At 73.2% G+C, this 22,671-nt stretch carries 15 protein-coding genes; 10 read left to right on the top strand and 5 right to left on the bottom strand.

Going from position 1 to position 22,671, the window contains the following annotated elements; all coding sequences use genetic code 11:
* Positions 1-113: 113 nt before the first annotated feature.
* On the bottom strand, positions 114-1,442 hold the full coding sequence (locus tag AB0M08_RS26225; protein ID WP_364498309.1) for an acyltransferase: 1,329 nt from the start codon (positions 1,440-1,442) through the stop codon (positions 114-116).
* Positions 1,443-1,729: 287 nt separating this feature from the next.
* Here AB0M08_RS26225 and AB0M08_RS26220 point away from each other — a divergent pair, with 287 nt between their 5' ends.
* The 6 genes from AB0M08_RS26220 (at position 1,730) to AB0M08_RS26195 (ending at position 7,608) form a co-directional block, all read left to right on the top strand.
* Positions 1,730-2,272: a CAP domain-containing protein gene (locus AB0M08_RS26220; protein ID WP_364498306.1), complete on the top strand. Its 543-nt coding sequence runs from the start codon at positions 1,730-1,732 to the stop codon at positions 2,270-2,272.
* 153 nt (positions 2,273-2,425) lie between these two features.
* The gene (locus AB0M08_RS26215; RefSeq protein ID WP_364498303.1) at positions 2,426-3,187 is read left to right on the top strand and encodes a L,D-transpeptidase family protein; all 762 of its coding nucleotides are present in this window, start codon (positions 2,426-2,428) and stop codon (positions 3,185-3,187) included.
* A 72-nt stretch (positions 3,188-3,259) separates the two neighbouring features.
* A complete protein-coding gene (locus AB0M08_RS26210) occupies positions 3,260-4,540 on the top strand; it encodes an HlyD family efflux transporter periplasmic adaptor subunit (RefSeq protein WP_364498300.1) in 1,281 nt (426 codons plus the stop codon).
* Complete coding sequence (locus AB0M08_RS26205) at positions 4,537-5,241, top strand: ABC transporter ATP-binding protein (protein WP_364498297.1); 705 nt, start codon at positions 4,537-4,539, stop codon at positions 5,239-5,241. The genes AB0M08_RS26210 and AB0M08_RS26205 overlap by 4 nt, the downstream gene beginning before the upstream one ends.
* On the top strand, positions 5,238-6,422 hold the full coding sequence (locus AB0M08_RS26200) for an ABC transporter permease (protein ID WP_364498294.1): 1,185 nt from the start codon (positions 5,238-5,240) through the stop codon (positions 6,420-6,422). The genes AB0M08_RS26205 and AB0M08_RS26200 overlap by 4 nt, the downstream gene beginning before the upstream one ends.
* A 118-nt stretch (positions 6,423-6,540) precedes the next feature.
* Entirely contained in the window at positions 6,541-7,608 is a 1,068-nt protein-coding gene (locus tag AB0M08_RS26195) for a GGDEF domain-containing protein (RefSeq protein WP_364498291.1), read from the top strand.
* Positions 7,609-7,828: 220 nt separating this feature from the next.
* Here the strand turns inward: AB0M08_RS26195 and AB0M08_RS26190 are convergent, their stop codons facing one another.
* Both AB0M08_RS26190 and AB0M08_RS26185 read right to left on the bottom strand, forming a co-directional pair.
* Positions 7,829-13,078 (bottom strand): hypothetical protein, encoded by a 5,250-nt coding sequence (locus AB0M08_RS26190; RefSeq protein ID WP_364498288.1) that lies wholly within the window; start codon positions 13,076-13,078, stop codon positions 7,829-7,831.
* An 853-nt stretch (positions 13,079-13,931) separates the two neighbouring features.
* Positions 13,932-14,456, bottom strand: a complete 525-nt coding sequence (locus tag AB0M08_RS26185; protein WP_364498287.1) for a hypothetical protein — start codon at positions 14,454-14,456, stop codon at positions 13,932-13,934.
* 268 nt (positions 14,457-14,724) lie between these two features.
* Here AB0M08_RS26185 and AB0M08_RS26180 point away from each other — a divergent pair, with 268 nt between their 5' ends.
* Positions 14,725-15,873, top strand: a complete 1,149-nt coding sequence (locus tag AB0M08_RS26180; protein ID WP_364498285.1) for a glycosyltransferase family 1 protein — start codon at positions 14,725-14,727, stop codon at positions 15,871-15,873.
* Complete coding sequence (gene mptB / locus AB0M08_RS26175; RefSeq protein WP_364498283.1) at positions 15,870-17,579, top strand: polyprenol phosphomannose-dependent alpha 1,6 mannosyltransferase MptB; 1,710 nt, start codon at positions 15,870-15,872, stop codon at positions 17,577-17,579. Before AB0M08_RS26180 ends, mptB begins: the two co-directional genes overlap by 4 nt.
* Here the strand turns inward: mptB and AB0M08_RS26170 are convergent.
* Both AB0M08_RS26170 and AB0M08_RS26165 read right to left on the bottom strand, forming a co-directional pair.
* Positions 17,495-17,896: a TIGR03618 family F420-dependent PPOX class oxidoreductase gene (locus AB0M08_RS26170; RefSeq protein WP_364498281.1), complete on the bottom strand. Its 402-nt coding sequence runs from the start codon at positions 17,894-17,896 to the stop codon at positions 17,495-17,497. The genes mptB and AB0M08_RS26170 overlap by 85 nt on opposite strands.
* 61 nt (positions 17,897-17,957) lie before the next feature.
* Positions 17,958-19,382 carry a DUF2252 domain-containing protein gene (locus tag AB0M08_RS26165; RefSeq protein WP_364498279.1) on the bottom strand — a complete coding sequence of 475 codons (1,425 nt, stop codon included), beginning with the start codon at positions 19,380-19,382 and terminating at the stop codon, positions 17,958-17,960.
* Between the two features lie 171 nt (positions 19,383-19,553).
* On the opposite strand from AB0M08_RS26165, the gene AB0M08_RS26160 reads away from it, so the two are divergent.
* Both AB0M08_RS26160 and araA read left to right on the top strand, forming a co-directional pair.
* The gene (locus AB0M08_RS26160; protein WP_364498277.1) at positions 19,554-20,540 is read left to right on the top strand and encodes a LacI family DNA-binding transcriptional regulator; all 987 of its coding nucleotides are present in this window, start codon (positions 19,554-19,556) and stop codon (positions 20,538-20,540) included.
* A 648-nt stretch (positions 20,541-21,188) separates the two neighbouring features.
* Positions 21,189-22,670: an L-arabinose isomerase gene (gene araA / locus AB0M08_RS26155; RefSeq protein WP_364498276.1), complete on the top strand. Its 1,482-nt coding sequence runs from the start codon at positions 21,189-21,191 to the stop codon at positions 22,668-22,670.
* The last annotated feature ends 1 nt before the right edge of the window (position 22,671 follow it).

Here is a 22,671-nt window from a genome sequence, read left to right as displayed (position 1 = left end):
GGGTGTCTCGAGCCCTCGAGACACCCCGGAGAACCAGCCAAGACCGGGAGCGGCGGCAGGGGGTGGGGCCGGTCCCGGGCGTGGCCGCCCTTCCACGTTCCGGGACCGGCGGCTCAGGCGGAGTCGTTCGGGGCCCACCAGACGGGCACCGGGGTCTCCGGTTCGGTCGGCGGACGGGTGCCGCCGTTCAGCGGGCGGCCCGCCACCGGGAGGTCGATGCGCTCGGTGGCCGGGGCCAGGCCGGTGGGGGAGCCGTCCCGGGTGAGCTCGGGCCAGCCCGGTGGGACCGGGCCGATCGGCTCGGGCGGGGGCTTTCCGGCGTCGGCCGACGAGGTGGTGGCTGAGGTGGCGCCCGGCGGGGTGGCGTCCGGCGACGAGGACGGGCGGGTGGACGGGGGAGAGGTGTCCGGCCAGAGGCGGGGGCGGCGCTGGGCGGCCAGGTCCTCGGCCCAGCCGAAGGCGAGGACGGCGACGGCGGTGAGGATCAGCGTGGTGGCCAGGGTGACCGGCTTCTCGAAGTGGCCCAGGTCGTCGAGGGCCAGGTAGGTGAGGACCGGCCAGATCGCGGCGATCGCCAGGTTGTGCCAGAGGTAGATGGTGACCGCGCGGGCGTTGAGCAGGGTGACCGCGCGTTCGCCGTACGGGACCCGGGACAGCCAGTCCATCCGGGGCTGCCAGCGGAGGGCGAGCAGCACGAAGGCGAGCGACCAGAGCGCCTGCGACTCGGAGACGTCGTTCAGGTCCCAGGCGTCCTCGCCCTGGTGGCCATGCTGCCAGTAGAGCGCCGCCGCGCCCATCGCGAACGCGGCGCCGAAGACCAGCGCCGGGCGCATCCGGGCCAGGGTGCCGTCCCGGTGCGCGAAGCCGGCGATCCAGCAGGCGCCGTACGTGACGAAGTCCCACATCACCACGTCGGCGGTCTCGCGCAGCTCGAAGCCGGTCTTGTCGAGCACCGCGATGGCGAGGATCGGGGCGCCGGCCAGCAGCCAGCCGAACCGGCCCATCCTCTTGTAGACGAGGTACATCACCGGGGAGAGCAGGACGAACCAGACGTATGCCCGGATGTACCAGAGCGGTTCCCAGGAGTCGATGCCGGTCTCGCTGCCGGGCGGGTCGCCGAGCGGCAGGATCCAGAACGCGAGCTTCCACGGGGTGAAGGGGTGTTCGCCGTCCTCCTCCTGTGACCAGCCCAGGTGGATCATCACCGGTACGGCGAGGAGCCCGAGCAGCCACAGCGGCGGGAGGAGCCGGCGCAACCGGGACGTGACGACCCGGTTCGCCGAGCGCCTCTCCAGTGACGCGGCGGTCAGCGACCCGGCCAGCGCGAACATGACGCCCATCGCGGGCAGCGCGATGGAGAGCCAGGGCCAGCCGAAGAGGTGGTAGACGATCACCCGGACGATTGCCGCGGCACGAAGCAGGTCCAGGTAGCGGTTTCGCACCGGGGAACCGTAGCGACGCCACCCGCGGAATCGGGACATCCGGACGGTCGGCAAGACAGTCTGAGCGGGTTACCCCGATAGGTGGAAGTAGGCCCGATTCCGGTGCGATTGTGCGACGTCTGTGCATCGGCTCAGTGGGTGAATGCGCAGGTCACCGCGTACATCGAAGAGGTTTTTTGACAAGGGATCGGTGGGTGGCGAAGTGACCGGCCCGGCCGTGTGACGTTGGTCAACCGGCGAGCGCTCCGGAACGGCCGGGGCGCGCGGGCGAACGGGATCGACGGGCCATGCGGAAGACTCTGATCGTGCTGGGTGCGGCTGTCGCAGTGCTGGTGAGCGGCGGTATCGCGGCCGGCCACGCGAACGCCGAGGAGCCGCCGGATCCCGCCGGGCGGATGGCCGCTCCGGTCTCCGCCTACGACGCGATCTCGGCCGTCCCGGCGTCGCCGGTGCAGCGGCAGGTGCTGACCCTGGTCAACAAGGCCCGGCAGCGGGCCGGCTGCCGCGCGGTCACCATCGACCGGCGGCTGGTGCTGGCGGCCAGCCGGCACGCGGCGGACATGGCCCGGCGCAACTACTTCGAGCACGACTCCCGGGACGGCGACGACGTCGGCGATCGCGTCAGCGACGCCGGGTACCGCTGGCGGAAGTACGGCGAGAACATCGCCCGTGGTCAGCGCACCGCGGGCGAGGCGATGCGGGGCTGGATGACGAGCCCGCCGCACCGCCGCAACATCCTGGACTGCGGCCTCAAGGAGATGGGCGTGGGCCTGGCCCTCTCCACGAATCACACCGCCTACTGGGTCCAGGATCTGGCAACCCCTATGTGACCACATGACAACTCCCCGGAGCGGAGTCCGTACTCAAGCGCGTGACGGGGATGCCGATGGCATCCCAGTTTCATGTCACCGTCCTTCCCGTGATCGTCACGTGGGGACGGCTGTGCTTCGATGTGCGGACGACACTCCTGGGGAGGATGTGATTTGGCAGCGAAACGTGTTACCGCGCGCCTCGCGAGTGCCGCTCTGGCGGCGCTGGTGGGTGGCGGCCTCGGCGCGATCGCGCTGACGCCGGCCGGTGCCGGTGCCACCGTGCGGACCGCGCCGGTCGCCGTCAAGGTGACCACCGTGGTCACCAAGGCGGCGGCCTCGTCGTGCGCCACCGGGAAGTACCAGAAGCAGGTCGAGGGCTACCTCAAGACCATCGGCGGGTACGGCACGGTGACGGTGGACGGCAAGCAGTCGTCCGCCGACTGCGCGGCGATCATCAAGTTCCAGAAGCGGTTCGGCATCTCGCCGGCGAAGGGCCTCGCCGGTCCGACCACCTACGACGTCGCCAAGCGCTTGGCGTCGACGAAGACGTCGGCCTGCAAGGCGAAGAAGAAGGGCGTCACCTTCTGTGTCGACCTCACCCACCAGACCACGTGGGTGATGAAGAACAACAAGGTGTACGTCAAGCCGACGATCACCCGCACCGGCATGAAGGGCTACCGGACCCCGGCCGGCACCTTCACGATCAACAAGCGGACCAAGAAGGAGTGGTCGGACCCGTACGAGGTGTGGCTGCCGTACTGGCAGCGCTTCATCGGCGGGCGCGGCTTCCACCAGACCACGACGTACATCCACGACAAGTGGCGTGGTTCGCACGGTTGCGTCAACCTGCTCGAGCAGGATGCCAAGAAGTACTACAGCATCGGCAAGATCGGTTCTGTGGTGAAGGTGTTCGGGCGCCGTCCCGGTACCTGATCCCGGTCGTGTGAGGCGGGCCGTCCCTTCGCGGGGCGGCTCGTTTCGTATATCCGACATAGAGTGGCATCTGTGTCACGTGCAGTGATCATCTTCAGTGCCCTGTTACTCCTGCCCCTCACCGCGGCCTCCTGTGACGACGCCGACACCGGGATCCGGCTGGGCGCCGCGAGCCTCGGTACCGTCGACGAGATCGTGGAGGCGCCCGGGTCGGTCACCGCGCGGGCCGCCGCCACGCTGACCGCGCCGGCCGCCGGGACCCTCGCCGACCTGCGCGTCGAGGCCGGTGACCGGGTGTCCAAGGGCGACGTCCTCGCGGTGCTCGACTCGCCCACCCTGCGGCGTCAGCTCGCGTCGGCGTCGCGGGCACTCTCCTCCGGCGTATCGATTCCTCGCTCTGGACCATCCTTTAGTACGAAAAATACTGACAAGAAGGCGGCGAAGGCGTTCTCCCAGGCCCGGAAAGCGGCCGAGGAGATCGCCGATCCGCAGGTCCGGGCGGCGTTGCTGCGGCAGGTCGACGTGGCCGAGCAGCAGTACGCGAACGCTTCGACCGCGGCCTCCACCGCCGTCCGCGCCGTTCAGGACGGGGTCGCCTCCCTCGGCGAGGCGGTCAGCTCCCTCGCTGCGGCGCAACGGCTTCAGGCCCAGCAGGCGTACGACCTCGCCGACGCCGCCGTGGACGCCCTCACACTGCGTGCCCCGATCGGCGGGGTGATCCAGCTGGGCGGCCCGGCGTCCACGCCCACCACCGGTCTCACCGGGCTGCTCTCCTCGTCGGCCACCTCGTCCGCGGTCGACACGGCCGTGGTGGAGGGCGCCTACCTCGCGCCGGGCACGCCGGTCGCCACCGTGGTGGACACCGGGCGGCTCGGGCTGACCGCCGAGGTCGACGAGACCGACGTGCTGCTGGTCCGGCCGGGCGTGCGGGCGGACGTCGAGCTGGACGCGGCCACCGGCGCCGTCTACGCCGCCACGGTCCGCTCGGTCGACCTGCTGCCGACCACCTCGGCGCAGGGCGGCGTCTCCTACCAGGTCCGGTTGAACCTGGGTCAGGGCTCGTACGCCGACGGGGGAGGCGCGGCTCCGGCGCCGCGCCCGGGAATGAGTGCGGTGGTCCGCCTCCGGGTGCGGGAGGCGTCCGGCGCGATCACCGTGCCCGCGTCCGCGGTGGTCAGCGCCGACGGCCGGGACACCGTCTGGTCCGTCCAGGACGGTCGCTTCCGCGCCTGCGAGGTACGCCTCGGAGTCCAGGGCGAGGAGACGGTGCAGATCGTCTCCGGGGTGACGGCCGGACAGCAGGTGGTGGTCTCCGGCACCGATCGCGTCCACGACGGTGACGAGGCGCCGTGATCGTCGCGCGGGACGTGTCCCGGACCTATCAGCTCGACGGCCTGGAGGTGCCCGCCCTGCGCGGGGTCTCGCTCACCGTCGACCCGGGCGACCACGTGGCGATCGTCGGCACCTCCGGCTCCGGCAAGTCCACGCTGATGCACCTGCTCGGCGGGCTGGACCGGCCGACCGGTGGCACCCTGCTGATCGGCGGACGGGACGTCGCCCGCCTCTCCCCGAACGAGATGGCCGCACTGCGGAACACCGCGATCGGCTTCGTCTTCCAATCCTTCCACCTGCTCGCCCGCACCACGGCCCAGGACAACGTCGGGTTACCCCTGGTGTACCGGGGGATCGGCCGCCGGGAGCGCCGGGCCCGGGCGGCCGAGATGCTGGAGCGGGTCGGCCTGGCACACCGGATGACGCATCGCCCCAACCAGATGTCCGGCGGCGAGCAGCAGCGGGTGGCGATCGCCCGCGCCCTGGTCACCTCCCCGTCGGTCCTGCTCGCCGACGAGCCGACCGGCAACCTCGACTCCGCCACCGGCCAGTCGGTCCTCGCCCTGCTGGAGTCGTTGAACGCGGACGGGGTGGCGGTCGTCCTGGTGACCCACGACCGCGAGGTGGCCGCGCGCGCCCGCCGCCAGATCGTGATGCGGGACGGCCTGATCGTTTCCCGCCATTCGACCGACACTTCGGATTTGTCGGGAGAGCTGGGATGAGGGTCGCCGAAGCGTGGCGGGTCGCGCTCGGCGCACTGCGGGCCAACCGGCTGCGGAGCCTGCTCACCATGCTCGGGGTGGTGATCGGGGTGGCCGCCGTCGTCGCCCTGGTCGCGATCGGGACCGGGACGAAACAGCAGATCGAACGACAGGTCGAGGGGCTCGGGTCCAACCTGCTCATCGTCGTACCCGGAAAACTGCAGGCCGGAGCCGCACCGACCAGCTCGCCCCTCACGCTCGACGACGCGGACGCGGTGACCCGCGTCGTCGGGGACCGCTCCCGGGTGGCCGTCACGATCGCCTCCGGTGAGACGGTGCGCGCCGGATCCCGGTCCGGTTTCGCCAGCATGCAGGGCGTCTACGAGACCACGCCGAGCGTCTTCGTCCGCCGGCTCGCCCGGGGCGCCTACCTGACCAGGACCGACGTCAGCACCGGCCGCCGGGTGGCCGTGCTCGGCGCCGGCGTGGCCCGGACCCTCTTCGGCGACCGGGACCCGGTCGGGCGGCAGGTCAGCATCGGCGGCGTACGGTTCCGGGTGATCGGCGTCTTCGAACCGCTCGGGCAGAGCCTCGGCGTGGACCGGGACGGCGAGGTGCACGTCCCGGTGACCGCCGCGCAACGGCTGCTCGGCACCGCCCGAATCGACGGCCTCGCCATCCGCGCCCCGGACCGGGACCGGATCGGCGAGCTCAGCGCCGCGGTCGTCGCCGAACTGGTCCGCCGGCACCCGGACACCGACTTCAGCGCGGTCACCCAGGAGCAGATCCTCGGTGTGCTCGGGGACATCCTCGGGGTGCTGACCGGGGTGCTCGCCGCGATCGCCGGGATCAGCCTGCTGGTCGGTGGCGTCGGCGTCTCCAACATCATGCTGGTCTCGGTCCGGGAGCGTACGAAGGAGATCGGTCTGCGCAAGGCGGTCGGCGCCCGGCCCCGCGACATCGGCGTGCAGTTCCTCCTCGAAGCGGTGCTGCTCACCACCGTCGGGGGAGTGCTCGGCATGCTGCTCGGCGGCTCCACGGCGCTGCTGGTCGACCGGCTCACCCCGGTGCCGGCCGCGCTCACCTGGTGGTCGATGGCGCTCGCCTTCGGGGTCTCCGCCGTGGTCGGCATCCTCTTCGGGGTGGTGCCCGCCCAACGTGCGGGCCGGCTCGACCCCGTCGTCGCGCTGCGCACCGAGTGACGGCAGGCCGACCGTCGGTGAGGCGCGTGCCCGCACCCCGGCGCCGGGGTGACGCTCAGGCGCTCAGATCTCGGGCGGCGGCGCCGATGGGGGGAGTCGGACCCTGAGGAGAGCGCCGTTGCCGTACCAGCTCCGTGATCAGCCGAGCGCCGCGCGGTCGGTCGCCTACCTGATGCTGGTGGCCGGTCCGTACAACCTGATCACCGGGGTCCTGATGAAGCTCGGCGACCCGGTCGGCCAGCTCGTCACGCTCGCCCTCGCCTCGGTCGTCTTCACGCTGACCGGCCTGCTCTGCTGGTTCCGGCCGGCCGCGCTGCCCCGGCTCTTCTGGCTGATCGTCCCGTTCCTCTCCATCGGCGTGGTGACCGTACTCAACCTGGCCACCCACGACGCCAGCACCGGCGCCCAGCTCTTCTACCTCTGGCCGCTGCTCTTCACCGCGTCGTTCCTCGGGCGCCGGGTGATCGCGCTCAACGTGGCGGCCATCTCCGGCGGGCACGCGCTGGTCGCGTTCACCGTGCTGACCGGCGTCGACGCGATGAACGACTGGATCGCGGTGACGGTCGCCATGACGATGACCGCGCTGGTCGTCGCCGGGCTGAACGAGCGCAACGACCGCCTCCTGGAGGTCCTCGCGGACCAGGCCACCACCGACGCGCTGACCGGTGCCGCCAACCGGCGCGCCTTCGACACCGGCCTGCGCACGGCCGTCGCGTCGGCGACCGCGGGCGGCGAGCCCGCCGCGCTGCTGATGGTCGACGTGGACCACTTCAAACAGATCAACGACACGTGGGGTCACGCGGTCGGCGACCGGGCCCTGCTGGCGGTCGCCGACGCCCTGCGCGAGGCCGCCGACGGCGCCGCATGCCTGGTGGCGCGTCTGGGCGGCGACGAGTTCGCGGTGCTGCTGCGGGCCGGGCCGAGAACCGCCTTACGGTACGCCGACCGCGCCCGGGCCGCGCTGGCCGCCACCGAGGGGCTGCCCGGTGGCCCGCCGAAGCTGAGCATCGGCATCGGCGTCCTGCCCCAGCACGCGACGACCGCCGACGAGCTCCAGCGGGTCGCCGACGCCGCCCTGTACTCCGCGAAGGCCGGTGGCCGGGGCCGCAGCGCGCTGGCCCACACCGCGCCCCACGAGCGCCACAACGTCGACCGGATCCCCACCCCGAACCCGGCCCTGCACTGAGCGCACCCGCGCTGGTCGTGCACACCTACCGTCCGTCGCCCGGCCCGTGCCGTCCGCGCCGCGCGCCGTCCCGGGATCGCCGGACCGCGGCGCCGTGGACCACACGAGACCGGCAGCCGGGTTCAGGGGCCGGGGTGTGGCCGGCTGGCTCAGTGGCTGACGAAAGGGGATTTCTGAAGCCGGGAGAGCCAGCCGGACCACGTTCATGGCCCGGCGGTGATCAGCGCGGGCGGACGACCGGCCGTTCCCCGGTCACCTCGGTGAAGGCGTCCGCTTCCGGCGGCGGCGCGGCCTCGTCGTCGGGCACGAGCGGTTCGACGATCTTTCCGGTACGCCGTGGATAGGGACCCCACCCGTCCCGCAGCACGTGGATGTAGACCGCCTCGAGGCAGACCCCGATCCGCTCGATCAGGTCGGTGTCCTCCGGGGTGCCGAGCCGTATCGCGCGCGCGAAGTGGTCCAGCGCCTCCATGTGCCGCCCCTGGTCGAAGCAGCTCCGCCCGGCGTTCTCGTGCACCACGCTGCGGATCGCGGCCGGCACCCGGTCGTCGATCGCCCGCTGGAAGAGCCGGTCCGCCTCCATGTAGTCGCCGCGCAACCGCAGCACGTGGGCCAGCTCGGCCTGCGCGATCACCATCGACTGCACGTCCTGCGCGGACTCGGCGTGTGCCAGCGCCAGCCGGCTCGCCGCCGCGGCCATGCCCAGCTCCCCGAGGAGGCGGTACACCTCCGCGCGTACGCTCAGTAGCCCTGCCTTGACGATGTTGTCCGCCTCGTCGGCTAGCGGACCGTCGAGGCGTTCGCCCAGGTCACGCAGGGCGTCCCGGTCGTCGACCACCTCGCGGAGGGTCGCGCCGTCCAGACGCCAGCGGATCGCGTCCAGATCCGCCGCGGAGAGCGGGAGCTGCCCGCCGAGCGAGACGGGCTCCGGCTCGGGTTCCGCCTCGGCCACGGGCCCGCTCCCGCCGGTGTCTCCGTCGCCGGCCTCGTCGCCGGTGGCCGGGGTTCCGCTCGCCGTGCCGGGTTCGGCGGTCGGCGTCTCCTCCCCGGCATCGGTCTCGTCGGTGGTGTCCGTCTTCACCGCGCCGCCGTCGGCCGGGTCACCGGAAATGGCCGGGCCGTTCGCGCTGTCGGTGTCGCTCGTGCCGGTATCGCTCGTGCCGGTATCGCTCGCGCCGGTATTGCTCGCGCCGGTATCGCTGGGCTGATCGGATTCGGTCGCCGACGCCTTCGCGACGAACCAGCCGCTGCCGAACGCGGTGTCCGTGTACCGCCGCGGCTCCTGGTCCGGCCCGGAGACCGCCAGCTTGGCGATCGGCTTGAGGTTGTGCCAGGTCCCGTCCGCGTCCATGTACGGCGCGGACTCGTCCTGTTCCGCCGCCGGCCGCCCGTTCATCCACGGGTTGGCCTGCTCCTTCGCGCCGTCCGGAGCGCCCTCCGCGGGCCGCGCCGGGACGGCCCGGGAGCCGTCCTCCTCGCGTACCCGCAGCGGCACGGTCGGCCGTCCACTCGCGGAGAGCCCGGCCTCCGCGGCGCTGACGACACCCTCGTCCGGGTTGTACCCGTCCGGCCTGGGCGCGGGCAGCCACACCTTGCCGGGCCCGGGCGGCGCGGAACTCGGCCGGGCGCTCCCGCCCTGCTCGCCCGCCCGGTTCTGGCCGGTCGAGCCGTCCCGTGCCTGCGGGTCGTCGGTGCCGGTGGGCCGGGTGGGCCGCTTGCCCGCCATCGGCCCCCAGGGCGCCTCCTCCGCGGCCGCGTCACGCCAGCCGCTACCCGAAACGGGCTGGTCAGGCGACCCGTGCCGCGCGGGCGACACCGGCTGGGCAGCGGATCCGTGCCACGCGGGTGACACGGGCTGGGCCGCCGAGCCGTGCTGTGCCGGCGATACGGGCTGTGCCGGCGAGACGGGCTGGGCCGGTGAAGCAGGCTGGGCGGGCGATCCGGGTCGCGCCGGGGAGAACGGCTGGGCCAGCGAGACCGGCCGCTGCATCATCGGCTGCTCGACGGTCGTCTCGTCCCGCTGCGCGCCCGCCGGAGACCCGGGCCGTCCGGCCGCCGGCGAGACGGGCCGGTCCGCTGCCGGAGAGGCCGGCCGACTCGCCGGGGAGACCGGCTGGCCCGCCATCGGGAACGGCTGACCGGCCGCCGGGGAGACCGGACGAGGTGCCGCCGGGGAGACCGGGCGGTCCTCCGCGGCGGCACCGGGCCGGGCCTGAGTGGGCGGAACCGGTCGCTTCAGCTCGTAGGTCGGCTCCTCCTGCGGGCGTCGCGCCGCCTCGGGCGCCGGGGCGGCGCCCTGCTGAGGCTGCGTCCACGCGCCCGGAGACACGGGCCGGGTCGGCTCCTCCTGCTGCGAGCCGTGCCGGCTGGTGTGTTCCGGCTGCTTCGCGGGCGGAGCGGGCTTGTGCCAGGGGTCCCACGTGCTGCCCGAAGCCGCCTGCGGAGGCACGCCCGCACGACGGCGCGGGAGTTCCGACCCCTGCGCCGGACGTCCCTGACCGGGAACGGCCTGCGCCGGCCCAGCCTGCGCCGGGCTGACCGGGCCGGGACCCGCCTGGACCGGACCGGAACCTGTCTGGACCGGACCGGAACCTGTCTGGACCGGACCGGAACCTGTCTGGACCGGACCGGGACCTGTCTGGACCGGACCGGGGTGACCGAGGGGCGCCTGAGGCTGGCCTCCCGGCGCACCGGCAGCCGGCGAGACCGGGCCGTTCGCACCCGGTACCTCGCCCGTCGGCGCCCACCCCGGCGGGGGAGCGACCGGCCGCGGCGAGCCGGGAACCTGCCGGGCAGGTGTCGGCTGACCCTGCATCGGCTGGATCGGGAGCGGCTGGCCCGGGGCTTGCTGTCCGGGAACCGGTTGCCCGGGGAACTGCTGACCCGGGACTGGGGGCCGACCCGGGATCGGGGCCTGGCCCGGGACCGGAGGCTGGCCCGGGAACTGCTGGCCCGGGATCGAGGGCTGGCCGGGGGACTGCTGCGGAGGACGGCCACCGGCGGGAGCCTGCGGATGTCCGCCGGGCTGACCCGGCGCGCCCCACCCGTTGGGCGGGACCTGCTGGCCGGGCGGGACCTGCTGGCCGGGCTGGCCGCCGGGCACGACGGGGCGCACGCCGGGACCACGGCCCGGGCCGCTGTCCGGGACGATCGCCCACGGGGCGTCGGAGTCGGAGAGAACGACGTGTGCGGTACGCGGACCGCGGTTGGTGCGCTGGTGCGGGACTCCCGGTCCGGGCTCCCCACCCGCTCCGGGACGCCCGTTCGGGTACGCCCCGGGCGCCCCGCCCCGGACATCCCCCGGACCACCGGCCCGGGCGGCCGCGGCGGGGCTCACCCCACCCGGTGCACCGGGACCGCCCGGCACTCCCGGACCACCCGGCGCTCCGGGACCAGCGGGACGTGCGGCAGGACCGGCGGGACGTGCGGCAGGACCGGCAGGACCCGCGGGACGTGCGGCAGGACCCGCGGGGTGCGGGGCAGGGCCGGCGGCGGGAGGCCTGGAGCGTCCGTCCGTGCCGGGCGCGGGTCGCCCGGGCCCGGTGGCTCCGGGCCCGCCGTCGGCGGTACCCGGTCCTGCCGGACCACCGGCCCCATCCGCCAGCGCGGACGGGGACGAAGCGCCCTGTGAAGAGCCCGGCTGGGCAGGACCACTCTGGGCGGTACCACTCTGGGCAGCGCCGTCCTTGGGGGCGGCGGCCGGAGCGGGAGCGCCCTCGGGCTCGCCGGACCGGGGGCCGGCCGACTGCGGGCCGGTCGATTCCGGACCGCCGGGCTGCGGGCTGGCCGCCCGCGAGGCGCCGGCCGGCTCGCCGTCGCCGCGGGGTGCCGTGGGGGTGACCGGGGGCGCCGTGTCCGCCCCGGTTCCGTGGGTGGGTTCTCCCTGCGTACCCGGAATTTCGGTGGAGGGTCCCGCAACCCGGGGCGGAGCGGTGACGACCCGCGGGGTCACCGGAGGCTCGGTCTTGATCACGCGCGGCGTGGGCGGCGGCGCGGCCTTGTTGACCGCCTTCGGGGGTACGGGCGGATCCGCGCGCCGGAGCACGCGGGGCTTCCGGTCGTCCTCGATCTCCTCGGCCGGGGCGGCCGCGGACGGAGCCTCGACGGGCGTCGTCTCGTAGTACTCGCCGTCGAGCACGACCGGCTCGGACCGCTCGTCACGCTCGCGGCCGGAGCGGCGACCGGTCTCCCACTCGTCCTCCGCCCACTCCTCGCGGCGCGACGGCTGCACGGCCGGGCGGCGGGTGTCGGCGTCGAGGCGCTCGTCGTCCCTGGTGCCGGGCACGGACGCCGAGGCCGCGGCGGGCATGTCGGCGTCGCGACGGCGCTCGTAGTAGCGCTCGTCCTCGTCGCGGTAACGGTCCCGGTCGTCGCGTACCCGGTCGTCGCGGGACGGCACCTGGGCACGCCCGGTGGTGGCCCGGTCGTCGCGGCGGGGCGGGCCGGTACGGCGCAGCTCGTCCTCGTCCCGGCGGGGACGGCGTCCCCCGACCGGGCGGATCGGGCCGAAGTCGTCCTCCTCCCAGGGCTGGGAGATCGAGCCGCGGCCGCGGTCGTCCTCGTACCGGGCGGCCTCGGAACGGCGCTGCGAACCGTAGTCGTCGTCCCGGTCGGCGGGCCGGCGGGAACCGGGCCGCTCGTCGGGCCGGGGCTGCCGGCGGACGTCGGCACCGTCGTCCCAGCGGCCGTCCGGACGGCTCTCCGCGGTACGCCGGCGGTCACGCGAACCCCGGTCGTCGTCCCAGCGGTCGCCCTCCCACCGGTCGTCCTCGCGCCGGACATCCTCGCGCCGGACATCCTCGCGCCGGACATCCTCACGGCGCACATCGTCACGCCGGACATCCTCCCGGCGGACATCGTCACGGCGGTCGCGGCGCGGGGTGTCCTGCTCCGCCCAGCGGGCGCGTTCCCGGTTCTCCTCCTGGCGGGGGTCGCGAGCCTCACCGCGGGGATCCCGGACGTCGCGGGTCTCCCGGGGATCCCGGATGTCGCGCGGATCGCGGGGGGCACGGGAGTCGCGGGACTCCTCGCGCTTGGCCTTGTCGCGGGCGCGGGCACCGTACCGGTCCGGCTGCGCGGGCCGGGTGCGGCGCTGGCGCTCCGGGTTGTTCCGGGCGGCCGGATCCACGATCGGGAAGTCCGGCTTGTCGAAGTCGATGCCGAGCTCGGGCCGGTTGAAGTCGATGTCGTCGAAGTACGATCCGGCCAGGTTCTCGACCGAGGTGTCGACCGGCGAGAAGTCGGGGTCGTCGAGCCAGCTCGGGCGCTGGTCGTCGAAGGGCTGCTTGGCGGCCTTACGCGCGCGCCGCGCGGCGAGTTCGTCGCTCTCCGTGTCGGTGCGGCTGGTGGGGATGATCGGGTCCGGAGCGGTGCGCTTCTCGTAATGCGTCTGCTGGATCACCGCGTGTTTCGGCATCATCGAGTATTCGGAATACTCGTCATCCCAGTACTCGTCATCCTCGAAGCTCATGACACGGCTCCGTCATGGCCGGGAATCGTCCCGCCGGCCCTCCGCCGCATCTGCGCCACCGTCCTCACCTGATCCACCTCCGCGCCCCCCGGTGCCGCCCGACGCGCTCCCGGATCAACCCCTACTCCACGTGAAGGATGTGGAAGGTTAATCACGGATTTGCGCAGTGCGCCACCGCCCTGCGGGTCCCCCTCGGCCGGAACGCGTGAGCCGCGCGCCCGGTGACCGCCCCGGCGCCGCAGCCCGCCGGGAGTCCTCGGTCACGGGGGAGTACGTCGGCCCGGTGCGGCCGGTTCAATGTGGTGAGCTGTGAATACCCGGAAATTTCGGAGCGTTTACGGCGTGTTCCGCGAACCCCGTGGTCATCAACCCGGTGCGGCTTCCGGGGGTAACGGGGGCCGCGTCGAATTAAGCACTTCTTAAGGTCGTTTTCAGGATGAGGAGAACGTGCGGGCGACCCCGATCAGGTGACGGAACGTGGCGAAGGACACCGCCCACGGTTGCGGATCTCGGCGATTCGCGTGGCACGGTTGATGGGTGCCCGGTCCACGAAGGACCGAGTCCGGAACTCCCCGGCCGGCGGCCGCGGCCCCCACGCGACAGCGGCTGTTCCCGCGCCCGAAAGACGACCGCCCGGCAGTCCCCCCGATACGCCGGGCGCTTGGCGGACAGGGCGCCGAGGCCGGGACGAGAGGCGGCGGCGGGGACCCCCACCCGCCGCCGTTCTTGTCCCTGCGGGCGGGGTCGGATGACAACTACCCGCGGGGTGAGGCCGGATGACGACTACCCGCGCGTGGGGTCGGATGACGACTACCCGCGCGTGGGGTCGGATGACGACCACCTGCGGGCGGGGTCAGATGACGACGCGGCGGGCGATCTCGAAGAGGCGCCGGCGGCCGCCGAACGTGCGACGGACCGAGGCACCCATCGCCTCGAAGAGGGCGTCGCCGCCGAAGTCGCACTCCTCGTCGTGGCTGAGTTCGCCCAGCAGCAGGTGCACCGCCAGCTCGTCCTCGAGGCTGTTCGGCAGGTAACCCTCGCCCGGCAGGTCGGCCGCGAACACCCGCTGGGCCAGGCCGCTGTCGCCCGCCGGGTCGTCCGCCTCGGGGGCGTGCAGGTAGAGCAGGGCGGCCGTCTGCGGACGCAGGACCCGCTGGAACACGCAGGGCTCCAGGTCGTACACGTCGGCGAGCGCGCCACCCCAGAAGGGATCGGTGACCGCGTAGCCCACACCGGCCAGGTGCCGGGCCGCGGACCACCCGCTGGGCCCGTCGTCCCAGGTGATGGTCGGGGGGAAGCCCTGGTCCGTGCGGGGCAGCAGACCCGGGAGGTTCCCCAAGTCCGCCAGCAGTCGCGCGGTTCCGGGGGTCGGTGTCACCGGGTGATCATGGCAATCGACGGTTCCGCAAGTAAAGCCGGGTCCCGGGTTCACAGCATTAAGCCGACAATTCGCCCGGGTGCGCCGAACTGAAGAGGGAAGCGGGGGCTGAGCAGGGAAGCGGGGGCTGAACAGGGAAGCGGGGGCTGAACAGGGGCGCCGGGCGGAACAGTGGCGCAGAGGTGAACATCAGTATTGTCAGCCACCGTTCCGCCCTGCTTCACATGTGTGTCTCCCGATGGCCCCGGCCTCCGCTTCCCCTGGGTGCATGCGCATCGCGCTGGTCACAGAGTCGTTCGCGCCGGACGTCAACGGCGTCGCCCACTCGGTCGTACGGACTGCGGAGCATCTGATCCGTACCGGTCACGAGCCGATCGTCATCGCGCCCGTGCCCGCCCCCGGGCCGGTCGCCGCCGCGCCGCCCTACCCGGTGGTGCGGATCCCCTCGGTCCCGATGCCCGGGTATCCGCAGATCCGCCTCGGCCTGCCGCTCCCGGCGCTCCGCACGGCGATCAGGCGGCACCGCGCCGACGTGGTCCACCTGGCCAGCCCGTTCGTGCTGGGCGCGTGGGCCCAGGCCGCCGCCCGGTCACTCTCGCTGCCCTCGGTCGCGGTCTATCAGACCGATGTCGCCGCGTACGCCAGGGCCCGGAATCTCGGCTATGGCGAGCAGGCCTCGTGGCACTGGATCCGGCGTCTGCACAACGCCGCGACCCGGACCCTCGCGCCCTCCACGGCATCGGTGCGGGCGCTCCAGCGGCACGGGGTGGAGCGCGTCCACCTCTGGCGCCGGGGCGTCGACGACGTGCGGTTCCACCCGGACCGGCGCAGCGACGGCATCCGCCGGGCGCTCTGCCCCGGCGACGAGGTACTGGTCGGCTTCGTCGGACGGCTCGCCGTGGAGAAGGAGGTACACCTGCTGGCCGCGGTCTCCAAGATGCCGCGGGTACGCCTGGTGATCGTCGGTGACGGCCCGGCCCGGGCGGAGCTGCGCCGTGCGCTGCCCGCGGCGACGTTCCTCGGCGCCCGGCACGGCGACCAGCTCGCCCGGATCTACGCGAGCCTGGACGTGTTCGCGCACACCGGGCCGTTCGAGACTTTCGGGCAGACCGTGCAGGAGGCGATGGCCAGCGGCGTCCCGGTGGTCGCGCCGGCCAAGGGCGGCCCGCTCGACCTGGTCAATCCCGGTCAGACCGGCTTCCTGGTGCCGCCGCACGAGTCCGGCGGCTTCACCGACGCGGTCCGGCATCTGGCCGCCGACCCCGCGCTGCGCCGCCGCCTCGGTGCCGGCGGCCGCGCCGCGATCGCGGGCCGGAGCTGGGCCGTGGTCGGCGACCAGCTCCTGCACCACTACGCCGAGGTGCTCGGCACCGCGTCCCCGGGGCGGGTCACGCTGCGCACGGCGGCCGCGGCGTGAGCGCACCCGGTCCGGCGTTCGCCCGTTACCGCCGCCACCGGCCGATGCCGGCGACGACCCTCCGCCTGCTCGGCCTCGGGGGATCACTGCTCCTGGCCGCGGCCGCCCTGCTCGGCGGCGCGTGGCCGGACGCCGACCTGGTCGCCACCCCGGCCAGGATCCTCGCCGCCCCGTTCGGCGGGGCGGTCCTGTCGCTCTGGCTGGTGGGTACCGCACTGCAGGGGTACGCGTGGTGGTCCGGCCGGGATCGCGACCCCGGCGTCCGCTGGACACTCGGCACGCTGGCGCTGTGGAGCGCTCCGTTCCTGTTCCTGCCGCCGGTCGGCAGCCGGGACTTCTTCTCGTACGCGTGCCAGGGTGAGATGTTCCGGAACGGCGTGAGCCCGTACGAGTACGGCGTCGCGGCGGGCGCCTGCACGTGGCTCGGCACGGTCTCCCCGATCTGGCGGGACACCCCGGCGCCGTACGGTCCGCTCTTCGTCCTCGCCGCCGCCGGGGTGACTGCCGCCGCCGGGGTGATCGCCACCGGGGTGATCGCCATCGCCGGGGCGCTGACCCCGGCCCTGGTGCTGTTCCGGCTGCTGGCCCTGGCCGGGCTCCTCGCCGTCGCCGCCGGCCTGCCGGTGCTCGCCCGCCGCTGCGGGGTGGACCCGTCCCGGGCGCTCTGGGTCGCGCTGGCCGGGCCGCTGGTCGGCGCGCACCTGATCGGCGGCCCGCACAACGACGCGGTGATGCTCGGCCTGGTCGTCTCGGGGCTGGCCCTGGCCGCCCGCCATCCGCGCCGTCTCCCCGCGGTGCTCGCCGCCGGGGTGCTGCTCGGGCTGGCCGTCGCGGTCAAGGCGGTCGCCGTCGTGGTCCTGCCCTTCGCCGTCCTGCTCTGCGCCTGCCCCCGCCGCACCATGCCGTCCGCGTCACCCGCGTCACCCGCGTCGCCCGGGTCGCCCGCGTCGCCCGGGTCACCCGGGTCACCCGGGTCACCCGGGTCACCCGCGTCGCCCGCGCCGTCCGGGCCGATCAGCTCCGGGCTGATCAGTTCCGGCCGGGACGGGGCCACGGTGGACTGGCAGCGACTGATCCGTTCCGGACTCGCCGTCGCTGTGGGAGCGGGTGCCGCCTTCGCCGGGGTCACCGGGGCGAGCGGGCTCGGGTTCGGGTGGATCGCCGGGCTCGCGGCGGGCGACACGCTGATCCAGTTCACCTCGCTGCCGACCGCGATCGGGATGACGCTGACCTACCTCGGCGAGCCGTTCGTGCCCGGGTTCGACGCCGTACCCGCACTGCGTCTGATCGCCCTCGCCGCGCTGGCCGTGACGCTGGTCCTGCTCTGGGTCCGGGCGCTGCGCGACCACGCCCCGGCCCGGGCCGCCCTGCACGGCGCCGGGCTGGCCCTCGCCGCCGTGGTGGCGTTCGCCCCGGCGATCCACCCCTGGTACCTGACCTGGCCGCTGGCCATCCTCGCCGCGACCACCCACCGCACCAAGGTGATCATGGGGCTGGCGATCATGCTCTCCTTCTCGGTGCTCTCCGACGGCAGCGGCCTGGCCCGGTTCGCCAAGTTCCCCGGAGCCCCGCTGGTCACCGTCGTCCTGCTGGTGCTCGCGGGTGCCTGGCTGAAGCGCCGTTACGCCAGGGCGGCCGAGCCCAGCACCCGGGTCACCGTCACCTCGATGACCACCCGGGCCGGGTTGGGGCGCGGGGTGCGGTAGCGGGACGCGTACCACCGCTCCGCCTCGGCGACCGCCGCCGGCTCGTCGCGGATCACCGCGAGACCCTCGACCGTGCTCCACCGCCGCCCGTCGACCTGGCAGATCGCCACCCGCTCCTGACCGCGGAGAACGTGCCGGACCTTCGCCGAGCCCCCCGACGAGATGACCCGCGCGATCCCGGCCACCGGGTCCAGCGTGGCGCCGACCGCGACCACGTGCGGCGACCCGTCCGCACGCAGGGTTGTGAGCGTGCACAGGTGCCGTTCGGTCCAGAACTCCCGCAACGCCGCGGACTCCAGCGGGATCACGCCGCTCATACCGTTCCTCTCCCCGTGACACCGTTCCGCGGTTGCGCCGGGTGCCACCCGGTGCGGTCGTTCATGCCGGGGCCTCCGCCGGGAGGGCGCCGCGTTTGACCGCCGCGACCAGGGCCGCGTGGTCGCGTTCCACCTGATCCGCGTACGACCGGGCGAACCTGCCCAGCGACTCGTCCAGTTTGTCGCTGCCGCCCACGTACCCGGCGATCATCGAGGCGCCGCTGGTCCGGGCGTGCGACTTGGCGAGCAGGTAGCCGCAGATCCCCGCGTAGTCGGCGAGCGCACCGGCGTTGATGTCCTCGACGACGATCGCGCCCTTCATGTCGCGGAACTGGCGTACGTAGTACTGATGCTCGCCGACCGTGGTCCACCCGAGCAGCGGATCGCTGACCGTCTGCAGGGCCTGCTGATACTCCACCACGCGCTGTCCCTGATGCCGGTGCCAGGCCAGCGCGCCGTGCTGGTGTTTCGCCACCACCGACCGGCGGGCCTGCTTGAGCTGGAGGAACACCACGTCCTCGGGGTCACTTCCCTCGCAGAGCGCCACGTACGCCCGCAACCCCACCGACCCGACGCCGACCACCTTGTGCGCGACGTCGACGATCCGGTAGCCGCCGAGGATCCGCGCCCAGTGCGGCTTGAGCGTGTTGAGGTACCCGTCCAGGGCCTCCTCCAGCTGCTCCCGCTCCTGGTCCGTGGGCCGGGTGATCACCGGTGGCTCCTCGACCAGGCGCCGGGTGCCGTCGCGCCGCTCGGTGAAGCGGGGCAGCGCCCGGTCGCTGGTCCGGCGCCGGGCCCGCCGCGCGGCCCGCTCGATCTCGTCCCGGAAGCTGGCCCGGCTCGCCGCCGACCGCATTGCGTCCACGCCGAGCTGGTCGAACGAGCGGGCCAGCAGCGGACGGCCGGAGAGGTGCGCGATCTGCTCGCGGTACTCCTCGACGCAGTGCTGTACCGCGTCCTCACAGGAGCTCTCCCGGAACCCGTTCACCCGCCCGGCCACGTGCACGCTGACCACCAGCCGGCGCAGGTCCCACTCCCACGGGCCGGGGTGCGCCTCGTCGAAGTCGTTGAGGTCGAAGACCAGCTCGCGCTCCGGGGAGGCGTAGAAGCCGAAGTTGCCGAGGTGGGCGTCGCCGCAGATCACCGGGGTGATGCCGGTGTGCGGCAGCCCGGCGAAGTCGTCGGCCATCAGGCCCGCGGTGCCGCGCAGGAACGTGTACGGACTGGCGATCATCCGGCCCACCCGGACCGGCACCAGCCAGGGCAGACGTCCCTCGTGCGACGCGGCGACCTGGCTCACCGGGTCGGGCCGGCCGGCCGGTGGCCTCCAGTGCGCCATGTCCGCGCGGGGGGACCGGTCGCGCAGGCCACGGCCGATCTCGTATCGTTCGGCGCGCGGCCGTGCGGGGCGGCGCAGGGACGTGAAGCCCTCGTCGTCCGCGGTGCCGAGAACGACGAGGTTGGCGGGGGTCGGTGACGCGTCCATCGCTGCCGAGCGTACGTGCCGTCACCCAACGCCCGTGCGGGGCTCGCGCAATGGGATTGTTATCGATAACATTTTCGCACATCGGAGTGTGCGGTTGACCCGTTACTCTCCATGACAACTCGACACGGCGAGGTGCGCAAGTTGGAGCCCAGGGGAACCCGTAGTCCGGCCATGACGGATGTGGCCCGGCTCGCCGGTGTGTCGCACCAGACCGTCTCGCGCGTCCTCAACGATCATCCGAACGTCAAGGAGCAGACCCGGATACGGGTCCGTGCCGCCATCGCCGAGCTGGGCTATCGTCCCAACCGGGCGGCCCGTGCCCTGGTCACCGGCCGGTCCCAGCTGATCGGCGTGGTCGCGCGGAACAGCACGCTCTACGGTCCGGCCTCGATGCTGACCGAGTTCGAGCAGGCCGCCGCGGACGCCGGGTTCGCGGTGAGCGTCGGCAGCGTCCGCGAGCTGGACCGCGACTCGATAGGGGCGGTGGTCGAGCGTCACCTGGACCAGCGGGTGGCCGGCCTGGTGGTGATCGCACAGACCGCGTCCGCCGCCGAGGCCCTCGCGGAGATCCCCGCCGACGTCCCGGTGGTCTTCATCGACGGCGATCCGGCCGGCGGCCGCGCCCTGGTCACGGTGGATCAGGTGGCCGGCGCCCGGGCCGCGACCCGGCATCTGCTGGAGGCCGGGCACCAGACCGTCTGGCACGTCTCCGGCCCGACCGACTGGTTCGACTCGGCGGGCCGCATCCAGGGCTGGCGGCAGACCCTGGAGGAGGCGGGCGCCGAGATCCCGCCGCTGCTCAGCGCCGACTGGTCGGCCGCCGAGGGCTACCGTGCCGGTCAGATGCTGGCCCGGATGCCCGAGGTCACCGCGGTCTTCGCGGCCAACGACCACCTCGCGCTCGGTGTGCTGCGCGCCCTGCACGAGCGCGGCCGCCGGGTGCCGCACGACGTGAGCCTGGTCGGTTTCGACGACGTACCCGAGGCCGCCTTCTTCATCCCGCCCCTGACCACGGTCCGCCAGGGGTTCGGCGACGTGGCCCGCGCGGCTCTCACCCTGCTGCTCGGCCAGATCCACGACGAGCCCGCCACCGCCGACCAGGTCGTCGTCCCGGCCCAGCTGGTCGTCCGGCAGAGCGTCACCCCGCCGTCCGTCTGACCCACGGCGGCCTTCCGGTCACTCGAGGTCACTGCCCCGGCTCCTTCTCGCGGCCGGGGCTTTTCCCGTACGCCCGACGGCGTCTCCACCGCGCTCAAAAGGTGCTCGGGGGCGGCGCGCCCGCTCACGGGTGCGCGCGGTGGGGTCGAACCTCGCTCATCCGCCGGTTCGGGCGGGGCGGCAGGAAGACCCTGCTCCGGGCGTACCGGAAAAAGGCGCAACTGGCGACCGGGGTGGCCGATCTTCGAGGTGTGGAGCAGAATCCGGGACAGACGCGACCGGCGTAGCCGGGAGTGGGGTGTTTCCGGTGTGGTCCGCGCCGGGTTAAACGGCCGTTACCGCGTTGTTGCAGACGGCGCGTTGACACGAGAATTGTTAGCGATAACACTAGGGCTCTCCCGCCGGAGTGTGGCCGCTGCCACCGTTCGGCTCCCCTCGTGGAGGTACACCTCATGCGCGTCGTCGAGCAGAGCGCCGCCCACGCCACCGGCGTCCGGGGCGCCTCGACGCGTCGTGACGCGATGTGCCATGAGATGAACAGATCTTCCGGCGGGACCGTCCCTGGTATGTGTGGGTTGTGGATTGACGTCATCCCGCGACGAGCCACCGAGAACCGCTGATTTTTTCACAACCTCAAAGGAAAAACCGATGAAACCGCAGATCTGGTTTCTCACCGGTAGCCAGCACCTCTATGGCCCGGAGACCCTCCAGCAGGTGGCCGACCAGTCCGCCGAGATCCAGCGGACCCTGGCCGGCGGCCTCACCGCCGAGCTGATCACCAAGCCGGTCCTGACCGACTCGGGCGCGATCAAGCAGACCATGCTGGAGGCGAACGCCGACCCGGACGTGATCGGCGTGATCGCCTGGATGCACACGTTCTCGCCGGCGAAGATGTGGATCGGTGGCCTGGACGCGCTGCGCAAGCCGCTGCTGCACCTGCACACCCAGCACAACGTGTCGCTGCCGTGGGAGTCCATCGACATGGACTTCATGAACCTCAACCAGGCCGCGCACGGCGACCGGGAGTTCGGGTTCATCCAGGCCCGCCTCGGCGTGCCGCGCAAGACGGTCGCGGGGCACACCTCCGACCCCGCCGTGCAGGCGCGGGTCGAGGGCTGGGCGAAGGCGGCGACCGGCCTGCAGCGGATGCGGACGCTGCGCCTGGCCCGCTTCGGCGACAACATGCGCGACGTCGCGGTCACCGAGGGCGACAAGGTCGAGGCCGAGCTGCGCTTCGGCGTCTCGGTCAACACGTACGGTGTGAACGACCTGGTCGAGGTGGTCGACGCGGTCGACGAGAAGACGATCGACGCGCTCATCGACGAGTACCGCGAGACCTACGACATCGCGCCCGAGCTGCTGGGCGAGCGTGCCGAATCGCTGCGCTACGGCGCGCGGATCGAGGCCGGTCTGCGGCGGTTCCTGACCGACGGCGGGTTCGGCGCGTTCACCACCAACTTCGAGGACCTCGGCGGGCTGCGCCAGCTCCCCGGCCTGGCCGTGCAGCGCCTGATGGCCGACGGTTACGGCTTCGGCGGCGAGGGCGACTGGAAGACGTCCGTCCTGCTCGCCACGATCAAGGCGATGGGCGCCGGCACCGGCCGCGGCACCTCGTTCATGGAGGACTACACCTACCACTTCGGCCCCGGTGAGCCCAAGATCCTGGGCGCGCACATGCTGGAGGTGTGCCCGACGATCGCCGCGGGTAAGCCGAAGCTGGAGATCCACCCGCTCGGCATCGGCGGCCGCGAGGACCCGGTCCGCCTGGTCTTCGACGCCACCCCGGGCCCGGGTGTGGTGATCGGCCTGGCCGACCTCGGCGAGCGGTTCCGCTTCGTCGCGAACGTGATCGACGTGGTCACGCCGGACGAGCCGCTGCCCAACTTGCCAGTCGCCCGTGCCGTGTGGAAGCCTGCGCCGTCGTTGTCGACGTCGGCCGAGTGCTGGCTGACGGCCGGGGGCCCGCACCACACCGTGCTCACCCAGGCCGTCGGAGCGGAGGTCCTCCGGGACTTCGCCACCATGGCCCAGACCGAGCTCCTGCTCATCGATGGCCGCACCACGACCGACGACTTCGCCGACCGGGTGCGGTGGAACCAGGCGTACCACCGCCTGGCCCGCCCTCTGTAAC

The sequence above is a fragment of the Actinoplanes sp. NPDC051851 genome, from assembly GCF_040681165.1.
Taxonomy (GTDB): domain Bacteria; phylum Actinomycetota; class Actinomycetes; order Mycobacteriales; family Micromonosporaceae; genus Actinoplanes.
Note: the sequence above shows the minus strand (reverse complement) of the source record. Positions and strands in the feature narration are given on the sequence as shown.